Here is a 15,735-nt window from a genome sequence, read left to right as displayed (position 1 = left end):
GTGAATGTTCTCCAGCGCAAAAACGATACGGGGATTAGTCGCTATCTTAATTACCGCGAGGTAAAAAAGATTCTGGATGAACGAAGCCGTCAGACTGAAAGACCTTGTATTGTTTTCGGACAATGCGCGGTGCCTTTTGGTCATGCCTGAGACTGCCCAGGCGAGACTCCAGTTGCCGTGACAACACAGTCAACGGAGAGCGAATGACCCAGTTGTGTGTACACACTTTTGCGCACATTTTTGGGAGCAGGAACGGCGCGAGTTACAGGAGCGATTCCACGCTGCGTTAGCGACGTTGAAAAGCGCAGATGGCAAGCGGCGTCTGGGCGGACGCTGGGTCTATCAACTGCCTTGGTACCTCATCATCGGCCCACCCGGCAGCGGCAAGACGACGGCGCTGCAAAACGCTGGACTGCGATTTCCGTTGGCGGAGCGACTGGGACCTGATGCGGTGGCAGGCTGCGGGGGGACGCGGCATTGCGAGTGGTGGTTCACGGATGAGGCGGTTTTGATCGACACGGCGGGGCGCTACACCACGCAGGATAGTGATCGGCAGGTGGATCATGCGGGGTGGCAGAATTTTTTGGCGCTGCTGAAACAATACCGGCCGCGCCGACCGCTCAACGGCGTACTGGTGGCGGTGAGTGTCGCGGATGTGTTGCAACAGACGCGGGTAGATCGGGAGCGGCAGGCGTTAGCGATTCGGCAGCGGGTGCAGGAATTATGTCAGAGCTTTCAGGTCGCGCTGCCGGTGTACGTCGTGCTGACAAAAAGCTAGATTTGTACGCTTTTGTTAGATATTTAGTAGCGGAGTGCTGATGCCGAGCGTGGATCGGGTGGGGCGCTATTTTCCGCTGACTATCGCCAGCCCGCTCGCCGCCGCTGACGACTGTTGCCAGACGCTGACGGCGGCCGCAACGTGGTTGGCACAGGCAGAAACAGTGGCGCGGTTCGGATTGCAGCTTGATTGCACCTTGGCGCAGTTTGTCGCGCAGGTGCTGGCGCTGCCTCCATGCCCCGCGCTGCCGCAGTCTCCGCTGGCGCGGCGTGAAATGAGCAGTTGTTGGCACGCCGCCGGCGTGACGTTGTCCTATCCAAAGTTACCGCCGCCAGCGCAATTTGAGCGGTTGTTGCGCGGTGGTTGAGTTGCCAATGTTGAAATTTTCACAGCAAGGTGCGCGGGTTGAAGGCGAAGTTTTGATTAGTAATTAAACCGGTTAAGCGCCGGTTTACGGCGCGGCACTTGGTTTTATATCCAGCCAGCACCGTAATTGAATAGAATGCGATTGAGTCATTCCGTAATGGTTGCCGCAGTGATTATTTACGCTGCTGCGCCAACTTGTTTTTTTCTGTATACATCGCCTCATCCGCTTCCTTGAGAATTTGATCTGGATTGCCTTCTTCACCAAGAAATAGTGTTATCCCAATACTAGCGGAACTATGATAATGTAATTCTCCAAAAATATATTCAGCACTCAATGCAGTACGAATTTTTTCAGCAATTGAGTGTGCCTGCTCACTGGCTTTATTAAAGTCTGCATCTAATTCTTCTAGTAGCAATATGAATTCATCTCCACCGAGTCGGGCAACTGTATCGTGCTTACGAACCGTTTTCAGTAAACGATTACCTGTTTCAATCAATAATTGATCGCCAATATCGTGACCGTGAACATCATTCAGTTGCTTGAACTTGTTTAAATCAATAAACAATATCGCTACATAATTACCGCGCTGTCTGCTGGTGCGTGATGCCTGCTCAATCCGACTTAGCAATAACCGGCGGTTCGGAAGTCCTGTTAAAAAATCATAGAATGCAAAATGACGAAGTTGTTCCTCCAGTTGTTCATGCTCTGTCAAATCAACGAACTGAATAAGCAAATGGTGTTCACCATTCAGTGTAACGGGACTAATTTGATATTCTAGGCAAATGTTCTTGCCAAATGACGTGACAACCTGAATTTTATTTTGACGCAAGGTTTGACTTGCTAGTGCGGTTTGACAGTCATCAAGCAACCCCGACTGTTGCCAAGACGCAATGTTGTTAAAGTTTTGATCTAACAATGCTTCGCGGGTCGCGCCAACGAGTTGTGCATACGCATTATTCGCTAAAACACATTGACCATTTGCGGCATAAACGCCCATAGATAATGGCGAATTAACTAATATAGTTTCATTAAAACTAAATGCTTCGACAAGCTGCTGTGTCCGTTCAATAACCTGTTTTTCAACAGTCTCATAAGCAATTCTAGCGCGGTGTTCAGCAAGACTTTGTTTTGCAATCTGACTGGCAAACCCAACCAGCATTTTCAAAATGGCTGGAATTTTACGCTCGTCTACTACAGGAACTTCTGCTAATGCTTGAAAATAATGATCGCGCTGAAACCCAAACTCGGCACATTGTGCTTCAAATTCAGCATATTCTGGTAATTGAATGAAGAACTGACCAATGAACAAGTTGGCAATATGTTGCCCTTCAATAATGATAGGCGTTGCACAATCCGTCAATCCATTTTTGCAACGATAAATCGCATACTCTTTGCCTTCCTGCATTTGTCGAGAGAGACTTGTATCACTCTCTAAACAGCGCGTGAGTGTGTCGTGATGAACACGGTGAAACTCCATACATATTCGCTGCCAATTTGATGAAGCTAACACATGACCATTAAAATCGATGATTGCAACAGGTAAACCAATGACTTCCAGATAGCTGGAAAATACATCGTTCATCTGGCCGAAATCTATTAAATAAGCAAGATTGATCTCTGAGTGAGCATTGATCTCTGTTGGCTCTAAAGCCTTGTTCCATGATGTATGAAGTGGACTGCGCATTTGCTCTAATTGTGGAGTGCGCACAAAGAGTATTGGTTTTTGATTTGAATGTTGATTCATTGGTCATACCCAATCAGTAGAAAAATTTGTGATTTATAGGAGTGACGCAGTTGCAATACAAATTATTAAGTTGTTATTTGCGCCACCACTATTGACATCAATCAATCTAATGCGCCCAGCGCCAGCTCCACCACTCCGGCACTGGTAAACCGCCCCACCACCAACTGCCGCTGAATCCGCCCCACCTGATCCACCGCTAAACCGCCCGTCTGTCCCGGATAATAGCCGCCCGGATTGGTCGCCAACGTCGGCACCCGCGGCGCGAGCCGATACGCATCAATGCCCATCGCATACAGCCGCGCCAGCGGATCTGCGCCGCTCGTCAACTGCCGTCGCGCCAACGGCTGGGCGCTGTCTTCCGCCAGCATCCAAGGAATATCTACGAAATACAGCCCATCCAGCAGCCCATCGCGCACCGAATCAAAATTGCCGGTGTAGACGTGCGACGTGGACAACACCGCCAACTTCGGCTGCATCTGGTGCAGCGGCGGATATAACTGCCGCACCGTCTCCGCCGTCGCCACTAAAAACACCATCTCAGCGCGGCCGTCACTCAGCAACTGCTTGAATGGTGCAGCCGTCGGCGTATCGGGCGGATAACTCGCCTTGCCGCTCAACGCCCCACCCAACGCCTGCCAGCGTTGCTGAAATGCCAGCGCCAAACGCTCGCCCCACGCATCATTGGGAAATAGCACCACCGCCCGTCGCCATCCCTGCGCATACGCATGATTGGCGACTTCAGCCGCCTCATTTTCTGGAGACAGCGCAAATTGAAACAAATTGTCAGCGCGTTGCGTCGGCGCAGTGGCCTCATTGAGCGCCAAAGTCGGCACCGGCACCCGCCCGCCGCGTGTCAATTCCGCCACCGCCTCCTTTTGCAGCGGGCCGAGAACATAATCCACGCCGTCTGCGATGGCGCGGGCATGAATCGCCACCAGCCGATCTTCTTGGCTGCCATCAATAAAGGTCAACACCGGGCGCTGCTCCGGCGCATCCGCCAGATGCGCCGCCACAATTCCCGCCTTGATCGCCTTCGCCGCTGCCGCAAAACGCCCGCTGCGCGGCAACATCACCGTCACCTGTTCACCCGCCTGATAACCGCCCGACCAGAGCGCGGTATACGCTCGCGCCAGCCCCGGCAGCGCCCCATGACGCGGATGCGTTTGTTGCCAAGCGCGATAACTGCGATGCAGGGTGGCGGCATCCGCGCCCGCTTGCCGCGTCAATAACGCAATCTCCGTCCAGCCGCGCAACCGCGCCGAACTCTTGCGCTGCACCGCCCGCAAGGTCGCGGTATCCAGCAGATTCAAGGTCGCCACCAGCGATGCCTGCGTCAACAGCCGTGCTGGTCGGTCGTCGATAGATTGCTCAAGCACGTCAAGGGTACGAGCGGCCGCCAGTGGGAGATGCGCCTGCCGCTGCGCCGCCGCCAAAATACCCAACCGCTGGCGCTGAAGTGCCGGACTCAGCGCCTTGACCGCCGTCCGTTTTAACAACGCAATCGCCTCTTGGGGACGGTCGTTTAACAGCGCCAGCTCGGCTTGCGTCAACTGCCGCAGCGCCTGTTGCGCCGCCGGTAATTTCTGCGCCGCGAGGGTATTGAGCACCTGTTGCGCAGCATCAAGCTGACCGGCGGCGAGAGATGCCCGCGCCGCCTTGAGCTGGAGCTGCGTTTGCGCTGGTGGCGACGTTTTAGCGGCAAGATTGAGATAGAGCGCAGCGGCATCAGCGGCTTGACCTTGGCTTTCCAGCGCGGCGGCGCGTTCCAATTTCACGGCGGGAATCGCCGCCAACAGGCTCGCTTCATCCTTCACGGTCGCCGCGCCACAACCGCCGAGCACGGCGCTGGCAATGACGACTATCAATAGACGCGAATAGTGCTTGATTGCTCGTTGAACATGAAATGTATTCATAATGAAACGTGATGCAATTGAATGTTTAAGCGTTTAGTGTGGTTTAATTTATCTGCTAACTACCAACTCAAAATTGATCACGCAAAATTCAGTTGCGTAGCGTTATTTTTAATCGCAATACAGCCTAAAAAAGGAATAGAGACGATGTCGCCGCTGACCGGAACACTATATGTAGTCGCCACCCCCATCGGCAATCTGGGCGATATGAGCGACCGAGCGCGGCAGGTGTTGGCGACGGTGGCGCTGATTGCGGCAGAAGATACCCGCACCACGCGCCCGCTGTTGACGCATTTTGGCATCACGACTGCGTTGCAGGCATATCACGAGCACAACGAAACGGCTGCAACGGTGCGAGTATTGGCGACATTGGCGAGCGGACAGGATGTGGCGCTGGTGTCAGATGCCGGCACGCCGTTGATTAGTGATCCGGGCTATAGCTTGGTGACGGCAGCGCGGGCAGAAGGCATTGCGGTGGTGCCGGTGCCGGGCGCAAATGCGGCGATCTGCGCGTTATCAGCCGCTGGTTTGCCTAGCGACCGCTTCCTGTTCCTCGGCTTTCCGCCGCGCACGAGTAGTCAGCGCCGGACGTGGCTGGCAGCGGTGGCGCAGGAGCCGGGCACCTTGATTGTGTATGAAAGCACCAAGCGGGCGCTGGCGACGTTGGCGGATGTGGGCGCGGTGTTGGGTGAGCGGCAGGTGGTGCTGGCGCGGGAGTTGACGAAACGTTTTGAGACGTTTTGGAGCGGGCAGCCGGCGGAGTTGCAAGCGCGGTTAGCGGCTGATCCTGAGCAACAGCGCGGCGAATTGGTGATTTTAATTGCGGGATGTCCGACCGCAGCCGCAACAGCGGTTTCAGCGGAGGCGCAACACATGCTGACGGTATTGGCGGCAGCAGTGCCGTTGCGACAAGCAATTGAATTGACCGTGCAATTCACGGGCGCAAAGAAAAACGCGCTGTATCAATTGGGATTGGAGTTGGGATTGGGCGGGGAAGTGGATTGAGTTATCTGTTAAAAAAGTTGTCAGTTGTCAGTGATGCCCGTTAAAAATAAGTGGTTATTTTTAAGCAGATGATTAAAAAATTGACAACTGAAAACTTTTTTTAATGCTGACGCTGAATAAAATCAACGTCAGCTTATTTGCTTTCAAATACGCCTCCAGCCAGCTCTATTTTTTGCCCGTTTCGTGGCCAATAAGACCACCAACCGCCGCTCCGCCAACGGTTCCAATTGCGCTGCCATTCGTCAGGACGGAACCTGCGACGCCACCGAGACCCGCACCAGCCAAGGTGTGCTGATCTTGTCGTGACATGCCGCTACAACCACCCAAGCTAATCAATATCGCGCAGACCACGATATTGCCGGTCAATGCTTTCATCGTTTTCATTGGGAGTTCTCTTTTATCAAAAACCAAGATGGGTAAAAGCTACCCATCCATTCATCAATTAGTTAATCGTTGGAAATCCAGCGACTACTGGTTGTACTTCGTTTTAGCATCATCAATGCAACGATCCTTGGCATCACTCCCCAAAGCGTCACACTTCTCTCTTGCCAGCGCATAAGCCGCATTCACAATCTCCGCTGTCGCCTCTTGACGCGCTTCAATACGATCTTCTTTCGCCTTCATATTGGCTTCCGCAGATGTTTCATTGGCGGACTGGTTTGCTTCCCAAGTCTTCATCTGTACATCGGCATCTGCTTTAGCACGCGCCGCAACTGCCTTCGCTTCCTTCACGCAAACGTCCTGCGCATTGCCCGCTTGGTCATCGCATTTTTCATTGGCGATGGCGTAATCAGCTTCCGCCTTAGCGGTAAGCGCCTCATAACGATGCTTGGCGCTGGGTTCAGCACGCGCCTCAAGTTCAGCCTTGGCAATCTTCTCCTTGCCATTCGCTTCAGCGATGCAAACATCCTTCTGATTGCCAGATTGTGAATCGCAACTCGCCTTCTCAGAGCGATAGGTATCCGCGATGCGACCTTCTTCCGCCTCATAGGCGCTCTTCGACAAACTCTGCGCCATCGCGCCAACACTGAACACAAGACCGATCACAACGACGCTGATATTCAAATGTTTCATTGGTTATTCCTGAATAGATTGAGATGCAATACATGTCGGGCAGGCAGCGATACATTATTTTGGATTTAGCGAAACGCGATCAGTTTTAATGGTTATCGCAGCCTAAAAACAGCTTAATCGAAACCGTTACGCGACATCTGTTCGATAACGCACATAAGATTTAACTATCGCTCACCAGTCACCGCCGATGCAGCACAACTGCCGGCAGCGAAAAGCATTTGCCTTGCGCGTGAGGTGGGATTTCTAAAAGAAGGAAACTGCTGCTCGCTATGTACGGCAACGCACGGAATCAATCAGATGTGATGCGTACTATTTGCCAATAATGTGTCATTGGCATTTCAAACGGGCATTAAAAAATGAACTTAGCGAGCGAGTTTAGCAGTCAGAATATGACAATTAAAGAACGCATCGAATACTACGAGCAGGAATTACAACGCATCAGCTCGCCCAAAGATTTTCGTGAGCAAGTGTTAATCAATGTCTATCGGTGCTTGCTTCAAAGCTGCCTGAAACTTGATTTGAATAAACCGCTGTAGTGATTCTTGATATGAGGCGTTTGCGCAAAAGGCTCGAATCGCTTCAGTTCTAAAACATATTGCTCAAATAATTTAGCGTCGTTTGATACGCGACAAATGCTCTGCTGACCGCGCTGTAATCTATTGTGTCCTCGTAACCACGTTAGCCCCCCTAACGTGGATTTTTCCCTCGCACTTGCGAGGGATTTTTTTATGGATTGTGGCGAATCTACGCTGCGCCGTAAAACGTCTTTCAATCGCACCGCTCACGAATTTTTTGTGAACGGCGAGATGAAAGACGCAATGAATCGGAAAGCATCAAGTTTATCTAGCGTCAACCCAGCATTTGGTTATACATCGCCTCCGACGCTCCATAACAACCGCAAGCCGCATCAATCAGGCGGGTGCGGTCGAGAATCTCGATGTCCCCGCGCCGATAGCGGATGAGATGGCGCTGTTGCAGCGACGTCGCCGCCTTGGTCACACCAACGCGACGCACGCCGAGAATTGCGGCTAAAAACTCATGGGTGATATGAAAATGATCCGAATGCGCACGATCTTGGGTCATTAACAGCCAGCGAGCGAGACGCTCTTCCAATAAATGAAAACGGGTGCAGGCGACCATTCGCTCAACCTCGTTCGTCAACACGAACAAATAGCGATTGAGCACCGCTTGCAGCGCAGTGCTTTGCTTGAGTGCAGTGATGAACTGCTCGGCAGTCATGCGCCAAGCGGAACCCGCGCCCTGAACCAAGGTGCGCAACAGCGTCACCTCAACTCCCAAAATGAGCGGAGTGCCGATCATCCCTTCGTGACCGACCAGCCGCACCTCCAAACCAGCGTGATCGTTAGCCGGAATCAGCATCGACACGAAGCTGTCGGTCGGAAAATAGACATGGAGAATTTGATCGCCAGGCTCGCTAATTACCTCAGCAAAGCACAGCTCAACGGACTCACAGTCCGCCAGTATCTGCTCACGATCCTTACTAGGCAGTTTTGCCAGAAGACGATTAACAAAGAGGACAGGTTTTTTCACAGCAATACTCGTATTCTCTTTATAAATCAAAGTAAACCCTGAGATGTTGCCACAGGGAAAGGGCGCAACCCTGCGCCAAAAAAACTGTTTGATCCATGTATTGACAAATATAGAACGTTTGACATCCATTTAGCGTCACAACGCTCAACCGTTAGTTTCCGCACCAATTCCCGCTGTGATTGCTTCTCCATTTGCGATCACTCTCGCTACTGAATAAACCCACCGCAGTTTGCAAAACAGCATATGCGTCAACGGATTAACCAATCAGTGCGGTAGCAAACAAAAGGCTAAATCCGCTTTTATGCGGACAATTGGCGATCCAGTATGACATCACCGCCTCAGTATCCGTCATCGCGCTGGTTTAGCGAGTACTGATTCCGCTTATGTGCGCTAGTGAACAGACCTCCAGCAAGGTAAAGCCTATCGTCAAACAGACATTAAACTTTCACCGAAATGGCAGAGATACGTTATGACATTGATTTCATTAGTCGTCACCTTGGTTGTCGTGGGAGTAATCCTATGGCTCGTAAATAATTACATTCCGATGGACGGCAACATTAAGAAAATTTTGAATGTTGTGGTGGTTCTCGTGGTGGTTCTGTGGGTATTGACGGCTTTTGGACTGTTAAGCCCTATCGCAGGAATCCGCATCAGGTAATGTTAATGAACGTTCGCAGCGGGAGCTGGAGCATGTTATGAACGAGCTTTTATTACCGAAAAAAACAGTTCTAACCAAAAAAGTGAGCCAAGTCGCTGGCTATTATCATCCCCGGACTTGGAAAGAAAAGGGAGTGTTATGGACTGCGGGACTGTTTTTAATCACCTATCTGGTGATCGTCGTCATTCTAGGGTTTATCTGGTCGCAATCACCCCGCACCTTCGACGTGCGTGCAAATGCTTTGACGTTGATTAAAAACGACGCCAGCAAACTGGTTCCTGGTACTGCCACGACAGCCACAGCAATTCGGATTGCTGAAACTCTGCTCGGTAAACCCGGCGGCTATTTAACCAACGATGTTAGTCCGCCCGGTATTTACTTAGACAATCTCCCGAATTGGGAATTTGGTGCCTTGACCGAAATGCGTGATTTATTGCTTGCACTTCGTAACGATTTCAGCCGTGCTCAATCCCAGTCAGCCGAAGATCAAGACCTCAGAATCGCGCAACCGCAATTCAATTATCAATCGAACTCTTGGATTTTACCCTCAACCGAATCGGAATATCGGCGCGGTTTAAAAAGTCTTTATGCTTATTTACACCGCCTCTCTGATGAAAACGAACGGGATGGTCAGTTTTTTGCCCGCGCTGATAATTTGACCGTATATCTCGCCATGACTGAAAAGCGGTTAGGAAGTCTGGCGCAACGTCTTTCTTATGCCGTCGGTCAAGTGCATCTCGATACAGCATTAGCCGGTGATCCAAATGCGCGTCAATCTACGCCGGTTCCTGCGCAATCACAAACCAAAACACCTTGGCGCGATATTGACGACATTTTTTTTGAAGCACGCGGTTACACCTGGGCGTTGCTGCATACCTTACAGGCGATAGAAATCGACTTTGAACCAGTGCTCACAGATAAGAATGCTTTGGTATCGCTGAAGCAGATCGTCCGTGAATTACAAAATACGCAGAACATGCTTTGGAGTCCGATGATTCTTAATGGCACCGGATTTGGGCCGATGGCTAATCACTCGCTGGTGATGGCTTCTTATGTTTCACGAGTGAATGCCGCAATCACCGATCTGCGCAGTTTGCTGCAGAAAGGTTAAACCGCTGCATTTTTTCTTTTCACCTCACCAACAGAGACCTCAAAATGAATAATCAGCAGAAAGTAATTTTTATTGCGATGACGATGATTCTGAGCGGTGGTGTATTGCAGTTGGCTAACGCCCAGACGACGTACGGCATTTATCCCGCCGATACCAGCAATTCAGCGCCGGTTCCGGGCGAACGCTTTGAAGGATACGCCATGGAAAAATCATCGACGGTTCAAAATACTGGCGGCATTCGCTATGTCTCAGGAGGTGTCGGTGAAAGTGAACGCAACGAACTCAAGGCACTATCCAGTCAATTCAATCTGCATCTACTTTTTGCAACGCAAGGCAGCGGTGAATATCTCTCGGCGGTGCGCGTGAACATTTTAGATGCGCGTAATACTCAGGTGTTGACCGCTGAATCGAGAGGCCCTTGGTTTTATGTCCAACTGCCGCCGGGCGATTACAGCTTGGAAGTCACCCCCACCGGTCGTCGCGGTCAAGACGAAACTCAGCGCCAAAACGTCCATCTTGACGGTTCGGGTCAAGCGCACTTTGACTTTTATTGGAAGAAATAAGCGCGGCGCGGCGGTTTTTGTCGGGGCGCGTCAGGGATGACGCGCTGGCAAGACGCCATTGTTAGCGGCGTTTTGCTGAAGACACTGTGCGTTAGCGTACAGACGCTGGTTAGGTCGTGTTGTAGTCTGTTTTTAACCTCACCAAAGGAAAACCATTATGGCTTATATTCAGTTAGTGATTAACTTGGTTGCCTTTGCCGCTATTCTGTGGGCGGTCAATGTGTATATTCCAATGAATGTTACCGTCAAGAAAGTCGTGAATGGAGTTGTAGTCGTCATTGCGATTTTATTTGTGCTCAGTGCCTTCGGTTTCTTTGGTCCTATCGCATGGTGACGGTATCGGGTGAAGTGATTCTCAACGAATGACTTCGCCCGCGATGGGTGGTCTCCGGTGTTACTGAATGTTAAGGGATTTGAATACGGCGCTGCATGGCGTCAATCAAATACGGATTAACCCACCTCAATCACTGTTGATGAGGTTTTTTAGAAGAGTAGTCATTCTTATGTTAACAAAAGACGAATATGTCGCGGAAATGAAGAAGCGGCTTGATGCGTGGAGCTTGGAAATTGAGGCTTTGCAGGAGAGAGGGCATGAGATCAAGGAAGATGCCAAGGTGAAATATCAAGAGCAGCTCGCCATGCTTCACGCCAAGCGTGAGGAGGGTGAGAGAAAGTTGGAGGAGTTGCAGCTTGCCGCTGAGAGCAATTGGGAACATCTCAAGCTGGAATTCGACAATGTTTGGGAAGCACTCAAGGATTCTTTCAACACGTTCAAATCGCATTTCAATTAACCCGTCAGCCCGTCGCGTGACGCGCATTGCATATAATGCACGTCACGCGATCATGTCAGTTTTCCGCTGTAATCAATATCAAGCACATCACATCCAACCTGCGAAATTAATCACGGGGACGTTTGTCCCCATGATCGTTTTTGGAGAGACGCAGTTGAAAAAAGTTGTCAATTGTGCGTTGGCGGTAACAACGCTGTTTTTTTACTGACAACGCAATCAATCGTTTGTCTCTGCAATTGGAATCCGGGTGGGTCAGTTTTAACCGGAGGCTGGTCAACGCCAGCAACTTGAACATTTACAAGGAGAGTCACTTGACGATTCGAGACACACTGCTCCAGTTCAGAAGACGGCTTCCGAGCAATGATTTAATCAATGTAGCGGTCGGCGATGAGCCACCGCTGCGTTCGGAACTTTTCAGCGCGGTGCAGATGGAAGAGCACGGCAAGCGGCTTGCTGCCACGCACGCGCTGATGTCAGGACGTCCGCCGGATCGCCTGCTGGGGCGTCTCAACGACAATGAAACGATCTTGATCGGCGTCTGCCGCCTGCTGATGGCTGCCGTCACCGAGAAGCGCCGCATCGCCCCCGCCGGCGAATGGCTGCTCGATAACTTTTATCTCATTGAAGAACAAATTCGCACCGCCAAACGGCATCTGCCCAAGGGCTACAGCCGCGAACTGCCGCGTTTAAGCCAAGGCGCATCGGTCGGTCTGCCGCGAGTCTATGACTTGGCGCTGGAGATGATCGCGCACGGCGATGGGCGGGTAGACCCGGAGAATCTCAGCCGCTTCGTCGCCGCTTATCAAACCCTCAGCCCGCTCAAACTGGGCGAATTGTGGGCGATTCCGATCATGCTGCGGCTGACGCTGATCGAAAATCTGCGCCGCGTCGCAGCGCGGATTGCGGTGAGCCGCACCGATCAAAATCTCGCCGACGGCTGGGCGGATGAATTGACCGCGATGGCTGAAAGCGATCCGAAGAATCTGATTCTAGTGATTGCGGATATGGCGCGTTCGTGCCCATCGCTGTCGAGCGCCTTCGTCGCCGAGCTGGCGCGACGGCTGCAAGGTCAGAGTTCGGCGCTGGCGCTGCCGCTGACATGGATAGAGCAGCAACTCGCCGAGTCGGGTTTGACGATTGAGCAGTTGGTGCAGACGGAAAACCAACAACAGGCCGCCGATCAGGTGTCTATCGGCAACAGCATCGGCAGTCTCCGCTTTCTCGGCGCGATGGATTGGCGCGAATTTGTCGAAAGCATGAGCGTGGTCGAACAAATTCTCCGCCATGATCCAAGTGGCGTGTACGAAAAAATGGCGTTCGCCACCCGCGACCGCTACCGGCACGTGGTAGAAAAGATCGCCAAAACCAGCCGCCTGTCCGAATCCGAGGTGGCGCGACACGCCATCGAACTGGCGCGACACAGTGCGCAGGCGCTCGCGCCCGGCGACGATGAGCGCATGGCGCATGTGGGTTATTACCTGATTGATCGGGGGTTATCACGGCTCGAACGCCGGGCACAAGTGCGGTTACGGGTGCTGGCGTCACTGCAACGACGGTTCTGTCAAATCCCCTTAATCCTCTATCTCGGCATGATCCTGCTGTTGACGGCGCTCTTCAGCGGCGGATTTTTGGCGCAAGCGCAGTCCGACGGGATCGGGAATGGGTGGCTCCTGCTGCTGGGAATTCCCGTCGTGCTGGGCACCAGTCAACTCGCGCTCGCGCTGGTCAATTGGCTGGCAACGCTGCTGGCGACGCCCGCACCGCTGCCCCGCCTCGATTTTTCTGCCGGCATTCCTGACGAATACCGCACCTTAGTCGTGACCCCAACCATGCTCACCAGCGTGGCGGGCATCGAGGCGCTGCTTGAGGCGCTAGAGGTGCGTTTTCTCGCCAACCGCGATGCCAGCCTGCTCTTTGGGTTGCTGACTGATTTTTGTGATGCGCCCACGGAAACCCTGCCGGACGATGCAACGCTCACCGACCTCGCGTTAGCCGGGATAGCGGCGCTGAACGGCAAATATCCGCATCCGCCCGGCTCGCGCTTTTATCTGTTCCACCGCCCACGGCGCTGGAATGAGCAAGAACAGCAATGGATGGGAGAAGAGCGGAAACGGGGCAAATTGAGCGACCTGAATGGACTGCTGCGCGGCGTGGGGCGCGAGCGATTCGCGGTCATCGCCGGTAGCGAAGAGCGGCTGGGGCAGGTACGGTTCGTCATCACCCTCGACACCGACACCGAGATGCCGCGGGATGCCGCGCAGGAAATGGTCGGAGTGCTCGCGCACCCGCTGAATCGGGCGCAGTACAGCGCGGCGAGCGGACGGGTGACGGCGGGTTATGGGATTGTGCAACCGCGGATAGCAGAGAGTTTGAGCGGAGCCAATCGTTCGGGTTATGCGCGGCTGCATGGGAACGACGCTGGGATAGACCCGTACACGCAAGCGATAGCCGACGTGTATCAAGATTGGTGTGGAGAAGGATCGTATATTGGGAAAGGGATTTATGAAGTAGACACGTTTGCACAAGCACTCACCGGACGGATGCCGGTCAACCGCATCCTCAGTCACGACCTGCTCGAAGGATGCCATGCGCGCTCTGGACTGCTGTCAGACGTACAGCTCTACGAAGCCTATCCAGCGAGCTACCGCGCCGACGTCAGCCGGCGGCACCGCTGGATACGGGGCGACTGGCAAATCGCACGTTGGGTGAGGTCACAGGTACCGCGCACGGTTGGCAGCGGGCGCAACCCCCTGAATGGGTTATCGCGGTGGAAACTGACCGACAACCTGCGGCGCAGCCTCAGCGCCGCCGCGCTCACCGTCCTGTATCTCAGCGGCTGGTTCAGCAGCACCGCCCCGCTCCAGTGGAGCCTCGCCGTACTCGGCATCAGCCTGCTGCCCGCACTGCTCACCGGCATCCTGCGCGTCCTGCACAAACCCGGCGACGTCCACTGGCATCATCATCTCCGCGCCGCAGGGCAGAGCGCCGGCAACCAACTGGCGCAAGCCCTGTTCAGCCTCGCCTGCTTACCGTATGAGAGTGACTACAGCCTCGACGCCATCCTCCGCACCCAATGGCGGCTGCACATCAGCCACCGCCACCTCCTCGAATGGACCATCTCCAGCGCCAGTGCCCCCGCCGCCAGTGACACCACCCTCAGTGCCAGTTACCGCCAGATGTGGATCGCCCCCACCCTCGCCAGCCTCACCGCACTCGGACTCAGCCACAGCGCACCCAGCGTCCTCTGGATCGCCGCCCCCCTGCTACTGCTATGGCTGACCGCCCCCGCCCTCGCATGGTGGCTGAGTCGCCCCCAGACCCCGCGCCCCACCCGCCTCACCACCGCACAAAGACACTTCCTCCGCCGCAGCGCCCGCCACACCTGGGCATTTTTTGAAGAATTCGTCGGCCCCAGCGATCACTGGCTCCCGCCCGACAACTATCAAGAACACCCCCTCACCGTCATCGCCCACCGCACCTCACCGACCAACATGGGACTCTCACTACTCGCCAGCCTCGCCGCCCACGACTTCGGCTACCTCAGCACCGGCGGGCTGCTCACCCGCACCGGCAATGCCCTCACCACCATGTCCAGCCTAGAACGGTATCGCGGACACTTCTTCAACTGGTACAGCACCCACAGCCTGCAACCGCTCGCCCCCCGCTACATCTCCTCCGTCGACAGCGGCAATCTCGCCGGGCACCTCCTCACCTTACAGCCCGGCCTCCTCGCCCTCATCGACGCCCCCATCCTCAACGCCCGCTGGCGCGAAGGGATCGAAGACAGCCTCGGCATCCTGATAGAGGGACTCGAAGCCGGCTTTCCCCCCCATCACCAACAGCGACTCCCGCCCGCCCTCCTCAGCATCCAGCAGACACTCAGCGCCATCGCCGCCACCCCCCCGCAGGGACTGGCCGCCACCTACGACCATTTAGAAACGCTCGCCGCCGCCGCCACCACCGCCGCTGCCGCGTTAAGCGACTACACCGAAGATGCCGCCAACGTCTGGGCAGTGACTCTCGCCGAGCAATGCCGCACCCTCATTGAAGAACTCGACTTTCTCGCCCCATGGCTCCATGCCGACAGCAGCGTCGAACCGCCGAGCGACTGGAGCATCTTTCCCGGCATCACCACCATTCCCACCCTGCGCGAACTCGCCCAACATCCGCTCTCACCAATCCC

15 protein-coding genes are annotated in these 15,735 nt (G+C 53.9%); 10 read left to right on the top strand and 5 right to left on the bottom strand.

Annotated elements, in window-relative coordinates; genetic code table 11:
• The first annotated feature begins 214 nt into the window (after nt 1-214).
• Both CKO12_RS15280 and CKO12_RS12950 read left to right on the top strand, forming a co-directional pair.
• Nucleotides 215-778 carry a type VI secretion protein IcmF/TssM N-terminal domain-containing protein gene (locus CKO12_RS15280; RefSeq protein WP_200155150.1) on the top strand — a complete coding sequence of 188 codons (564 nt, stop codon included), beginning with the start codon at nt 215-217 and terminating at the stop codon, nt 776-778.
• A 40-nt stretch (nt 779-818) separates the two neighbouring features.
• The gene (locus tag CKO12_RS12950; protein ID WP_200155149.1) at nt 819-1,145 is read left to right on the top strand and encodes a TagF domain-containing protein; all 327 of its coding nucleotides are present in this window, start codon (nt 819-821) and stop codon (nt 1,143-1,145) included.
• A 172-nt stretch (nt 1,146-1,317) separates the two neighbouring features.
• Here CKO12_RS12950 and CKO12_RS12945 read toward each other — a convergent pair whose 3' ends face one another.
• On the bottom strand, nt 1,318-2,889 hold the full coding sequence (locus CKO12_RS12945) for a PocR ligand-binding domain-containing protein (RefSeq protein WP_200155148.1): 1,572 nt from the start codon (nt 2,887-2,889) through the stop codon (nt 1,318-1,320).
• Nucleotides 2,890-2,990: 101 nt separating this feature from the next.
• Nucleotides 2,991-4,802, bottom strand: a complete 1,812-nt coding sequence (locus CKO12_RS12940) for a penicillin-binding protein activator (protein ID WP_200155147.1) — start codon at nt 4,800-4,802, stop codon at nt 2,991-2,993.
• A gap of 144 nt (nt 4,803-4,946) precedes the next feature.
• Here CKO12_RS12940 and rsmI point away from each other — a divergent pair, with 144 nt between their 5' ends.
• Nucleotides 4,947-5,804, top strand: a complete 858-nt coding sequence (gene rsmI / locus CKO12_RS12935) for a 16S rRNA (cytidine(1402)-2'-O)-methyltransferase (RefSeq protein ID WP_200155146.1) — start codon at nt 4,947-4,949, stop codon at nt 5,802-5,804.
• Between the two features lie 165 nt (nt 5,805-5,969).
• Here the strand turns inward: rsmI and CKO12_RS12930 are convergent, their stop codons facing one another.
• Together CKO12_RS12930 and CKO12_RS12925 are read right to left on the bottom strand one after the other, a co-directional pair.
• Nucleotides 5,970-6,188 carry a glycine zipper 2TM domain-containing protein gene (locus tag CKO12_RS12930; RefSeq protein WP_200155145.1) on the bottom strand — a complete coding sequence of 73 codons (219 nt, stop codon included), beginning with the start codon at nt 6,186-6,188 and terminating at the stop codon, nt 5,970-5,972.
• An 84-nt stretch (nt 6,189-6,272) separates the two neighbouring features.
• Nucleotides 6,273-6,878: a hypothetical protein gene (locus CKO12_RS12925; RefSeq protein WP_200155144.1), complete on the bottom strand. Its 606-nt coding sequence runs from the start codon at nt 6,876-6,878 to the stop codon at nt 6,273-6,275.
• Nucleotides 6,879-7,267: 389 nt separating this feature from the next.
• On the opposite strand from CKO12_RS12925, the gene CKO12_RS12920 reads away from it, so the two are divergent.
• Nucleotides 7,268-7,414: a hypothetical protein gene (locus CKO12_RS12920; protein WP_207146372.1), complete on the top strand. Its 147-nt coding sequence runs from the start codon at nt 7,268-7,270 to the stop codon at nt 7,412-7,414.
• 313 nt (nt 7,415-7,727) lie between these two features.
• Here the strand turns inward: CKO12_RS12920 and CKO12_RS12915 are convergent, their stop codons facing one another.
• Nucleotides 7,728-8,429: a Crp/Fnr family transcriptional regulator gene (locus CKO12_RS12915; RefSeq protein ID WP_338032748.1), complete on the bottom strand. Its 702-nt coding sequence runs from the start codon at nt 8,427-8,429 to the stop codon at nt 7,728-7,730.
• Nucleotides 8,430-8,898: 469 nt separating this feature from the next.
• Here CKO12_RS12915 and CKO12_RS15000 point away from each other — a divergent pair, with 469 nt between their 5' ends.
• The 6 genes from CKO12_RS15000 to CKO12_RS12890 form a co-directional block, all read left to right on the top strand.
• A complete protein-coding gene (locus CKO12_RS15000; protein ID WP_242466338.1) occupies nt 8,899-9,087 on the top strand; it encodes a Thivi_2564 family membrane protein in 189 nt (62 codons plus the stop codon).
• A 37-nt stretch (nt 9,088-9,124) separates the two neighbouring features.
• Nucleotides 9,125-10,198, top strand: a complete 1,074-nt coding sequence (locus CKO12_RS12910; RefSeq protein ID WP_200155141.1) for a DUF2333 family protein — start codon at nt 9,125-9,127, stop codon at nt 10,196-10,198.
• Between the two features lie 44 nt (nt 10,199-10,242).
• A complete protein-coding gene (locus CKO12_RS12905) occupies nt 10,243-10,761 on the top strand; it encodes a carboxypeptidase regulatory-like domain-containing protein (RefSeq protein WP_200155140.1) in 519 nt (172 codons plus the stop codon).
• A gap of 157 nt (nt 10,762-10,918) precedes the next feature.
• Entirely contained in the window at nt 10,919-11,095 is a 177-nt protein-coding gene (locus CKO12_RS12900) for a Thivi_2564 family membrane protein (RefSeq protein ID WP_200155139.1), read from the top strand.
• Between the two features lie 169 nt (nt 11,096-11,264).
• Complete coding sequence (locus tag CKO12_RS12895; protein WP_200155138.1) at nt 11,265-11,552, top strand: sll1863 family stress response protein; 288 nt, start codon at nt 11,265-11,267, stop codon at nt 11,550-11,552.
• A 311-nt stretch (nt 11,553-11,863) separates the two neighbouring features.
• On the top strand, nt 11,864-15,735 hold a 3,872-nt coding region (locus tag CKO12_RS12890; protein WP_476695834.1), incomplete at its 3' end, for a protein kinase family protein.

This window comes from Chromatium okenii, from assembly GCF_016583745.1.
GTDB classification, from domain to species: domain Bacteria; phylum Pseudomonadota; class Gammaproteobacteria; order Chromatiales; family Chromatiaceae; genus Chromatium; species Chromatium okenii.
This window is presented reverse-complemented; position numbering and strand designations above follow the sequence as displayed.

Coding starts and splice junctions, on each gene's coding strand:
- CKO12_RS12950 (WP_200155149.1), top strand. CDS start 819: ATGCCGAGCGTGGATCGGGTGGGGCGCTATTTTCCGCTGACTATCGCC.
- CKO12_RS12945 (WP_200155148.1), bottom strand. CDS start 2,889: ATGAATCAACATTCAAATCAAAAACCAATACTCTTTGTGCGCACTCCA.
- CKO12_RS12940 (WP_200155147.1), bottom strand. CDS start 4,802: ATGAATACATTTCATGTTCAACGAGCAATCAAGCACTATTCGCGTCTA.
- rsmI (WP_200155146.1), top strand. CDS start 4,947: ATGTCGCCGCTGACCGGAACACTATATGTAGTCGCCACCCCCATCGGC.
- CKO12_RS12930 (WP_200155145.1), bottom strand. CDS start 6,188: ATGAAAACGATGAAAGCATTGACCGGCAATATCGTGGTCTGCGCGATA.
- CKO12_RS12925 (WP_200155144.1), bottom strand. CDS start 6,878: ATGAAACATTTGAATATCAGCGTCGTTGTGATCGGTCTTGTGTTCAGT.
- CKO12_RS12920 (WP_207146372.1), top strand. CDS start 7,268: ATGACAATTAAAGAACGCATCGAATACTACGAGCAGGAATTACAACGC.
- CKO12_RS15000 (WP_242466338.1), top strand. CDS start 8,899: ATGACATTGATTTCATTAGTCGTCACCTTGGTTGTCGTGGGAGTAATC.
- CKO12_RS12910 (WP_200155141.1), top strand. CDS start 9,125: ATGAACGAGCTTTTATTACCGAAAAAAACAGTTCTAACCAAAAAAGTG.
- CKO12_RS12905 (WP_200155140.1), top strand. CDS start 10,243: ATGAATAATCAGCAGAAAGTAATTTTTATTGCGATGACGATGATTCTG.
- CKO12_RS12900 (WP_200155139.1), top strand. CDS start 10,919: ATGGCTTATATTCAGTTAGTGATTAACTTGGTTGCCTTTGCCGCTATT.
- CKO12_RS12895 (WP_200155138.1), top strand. CDS start 11,265: ATGTTAACAAAAGACGAATATGTCGCGGAAATGAAGAAGCGGCTTGAT.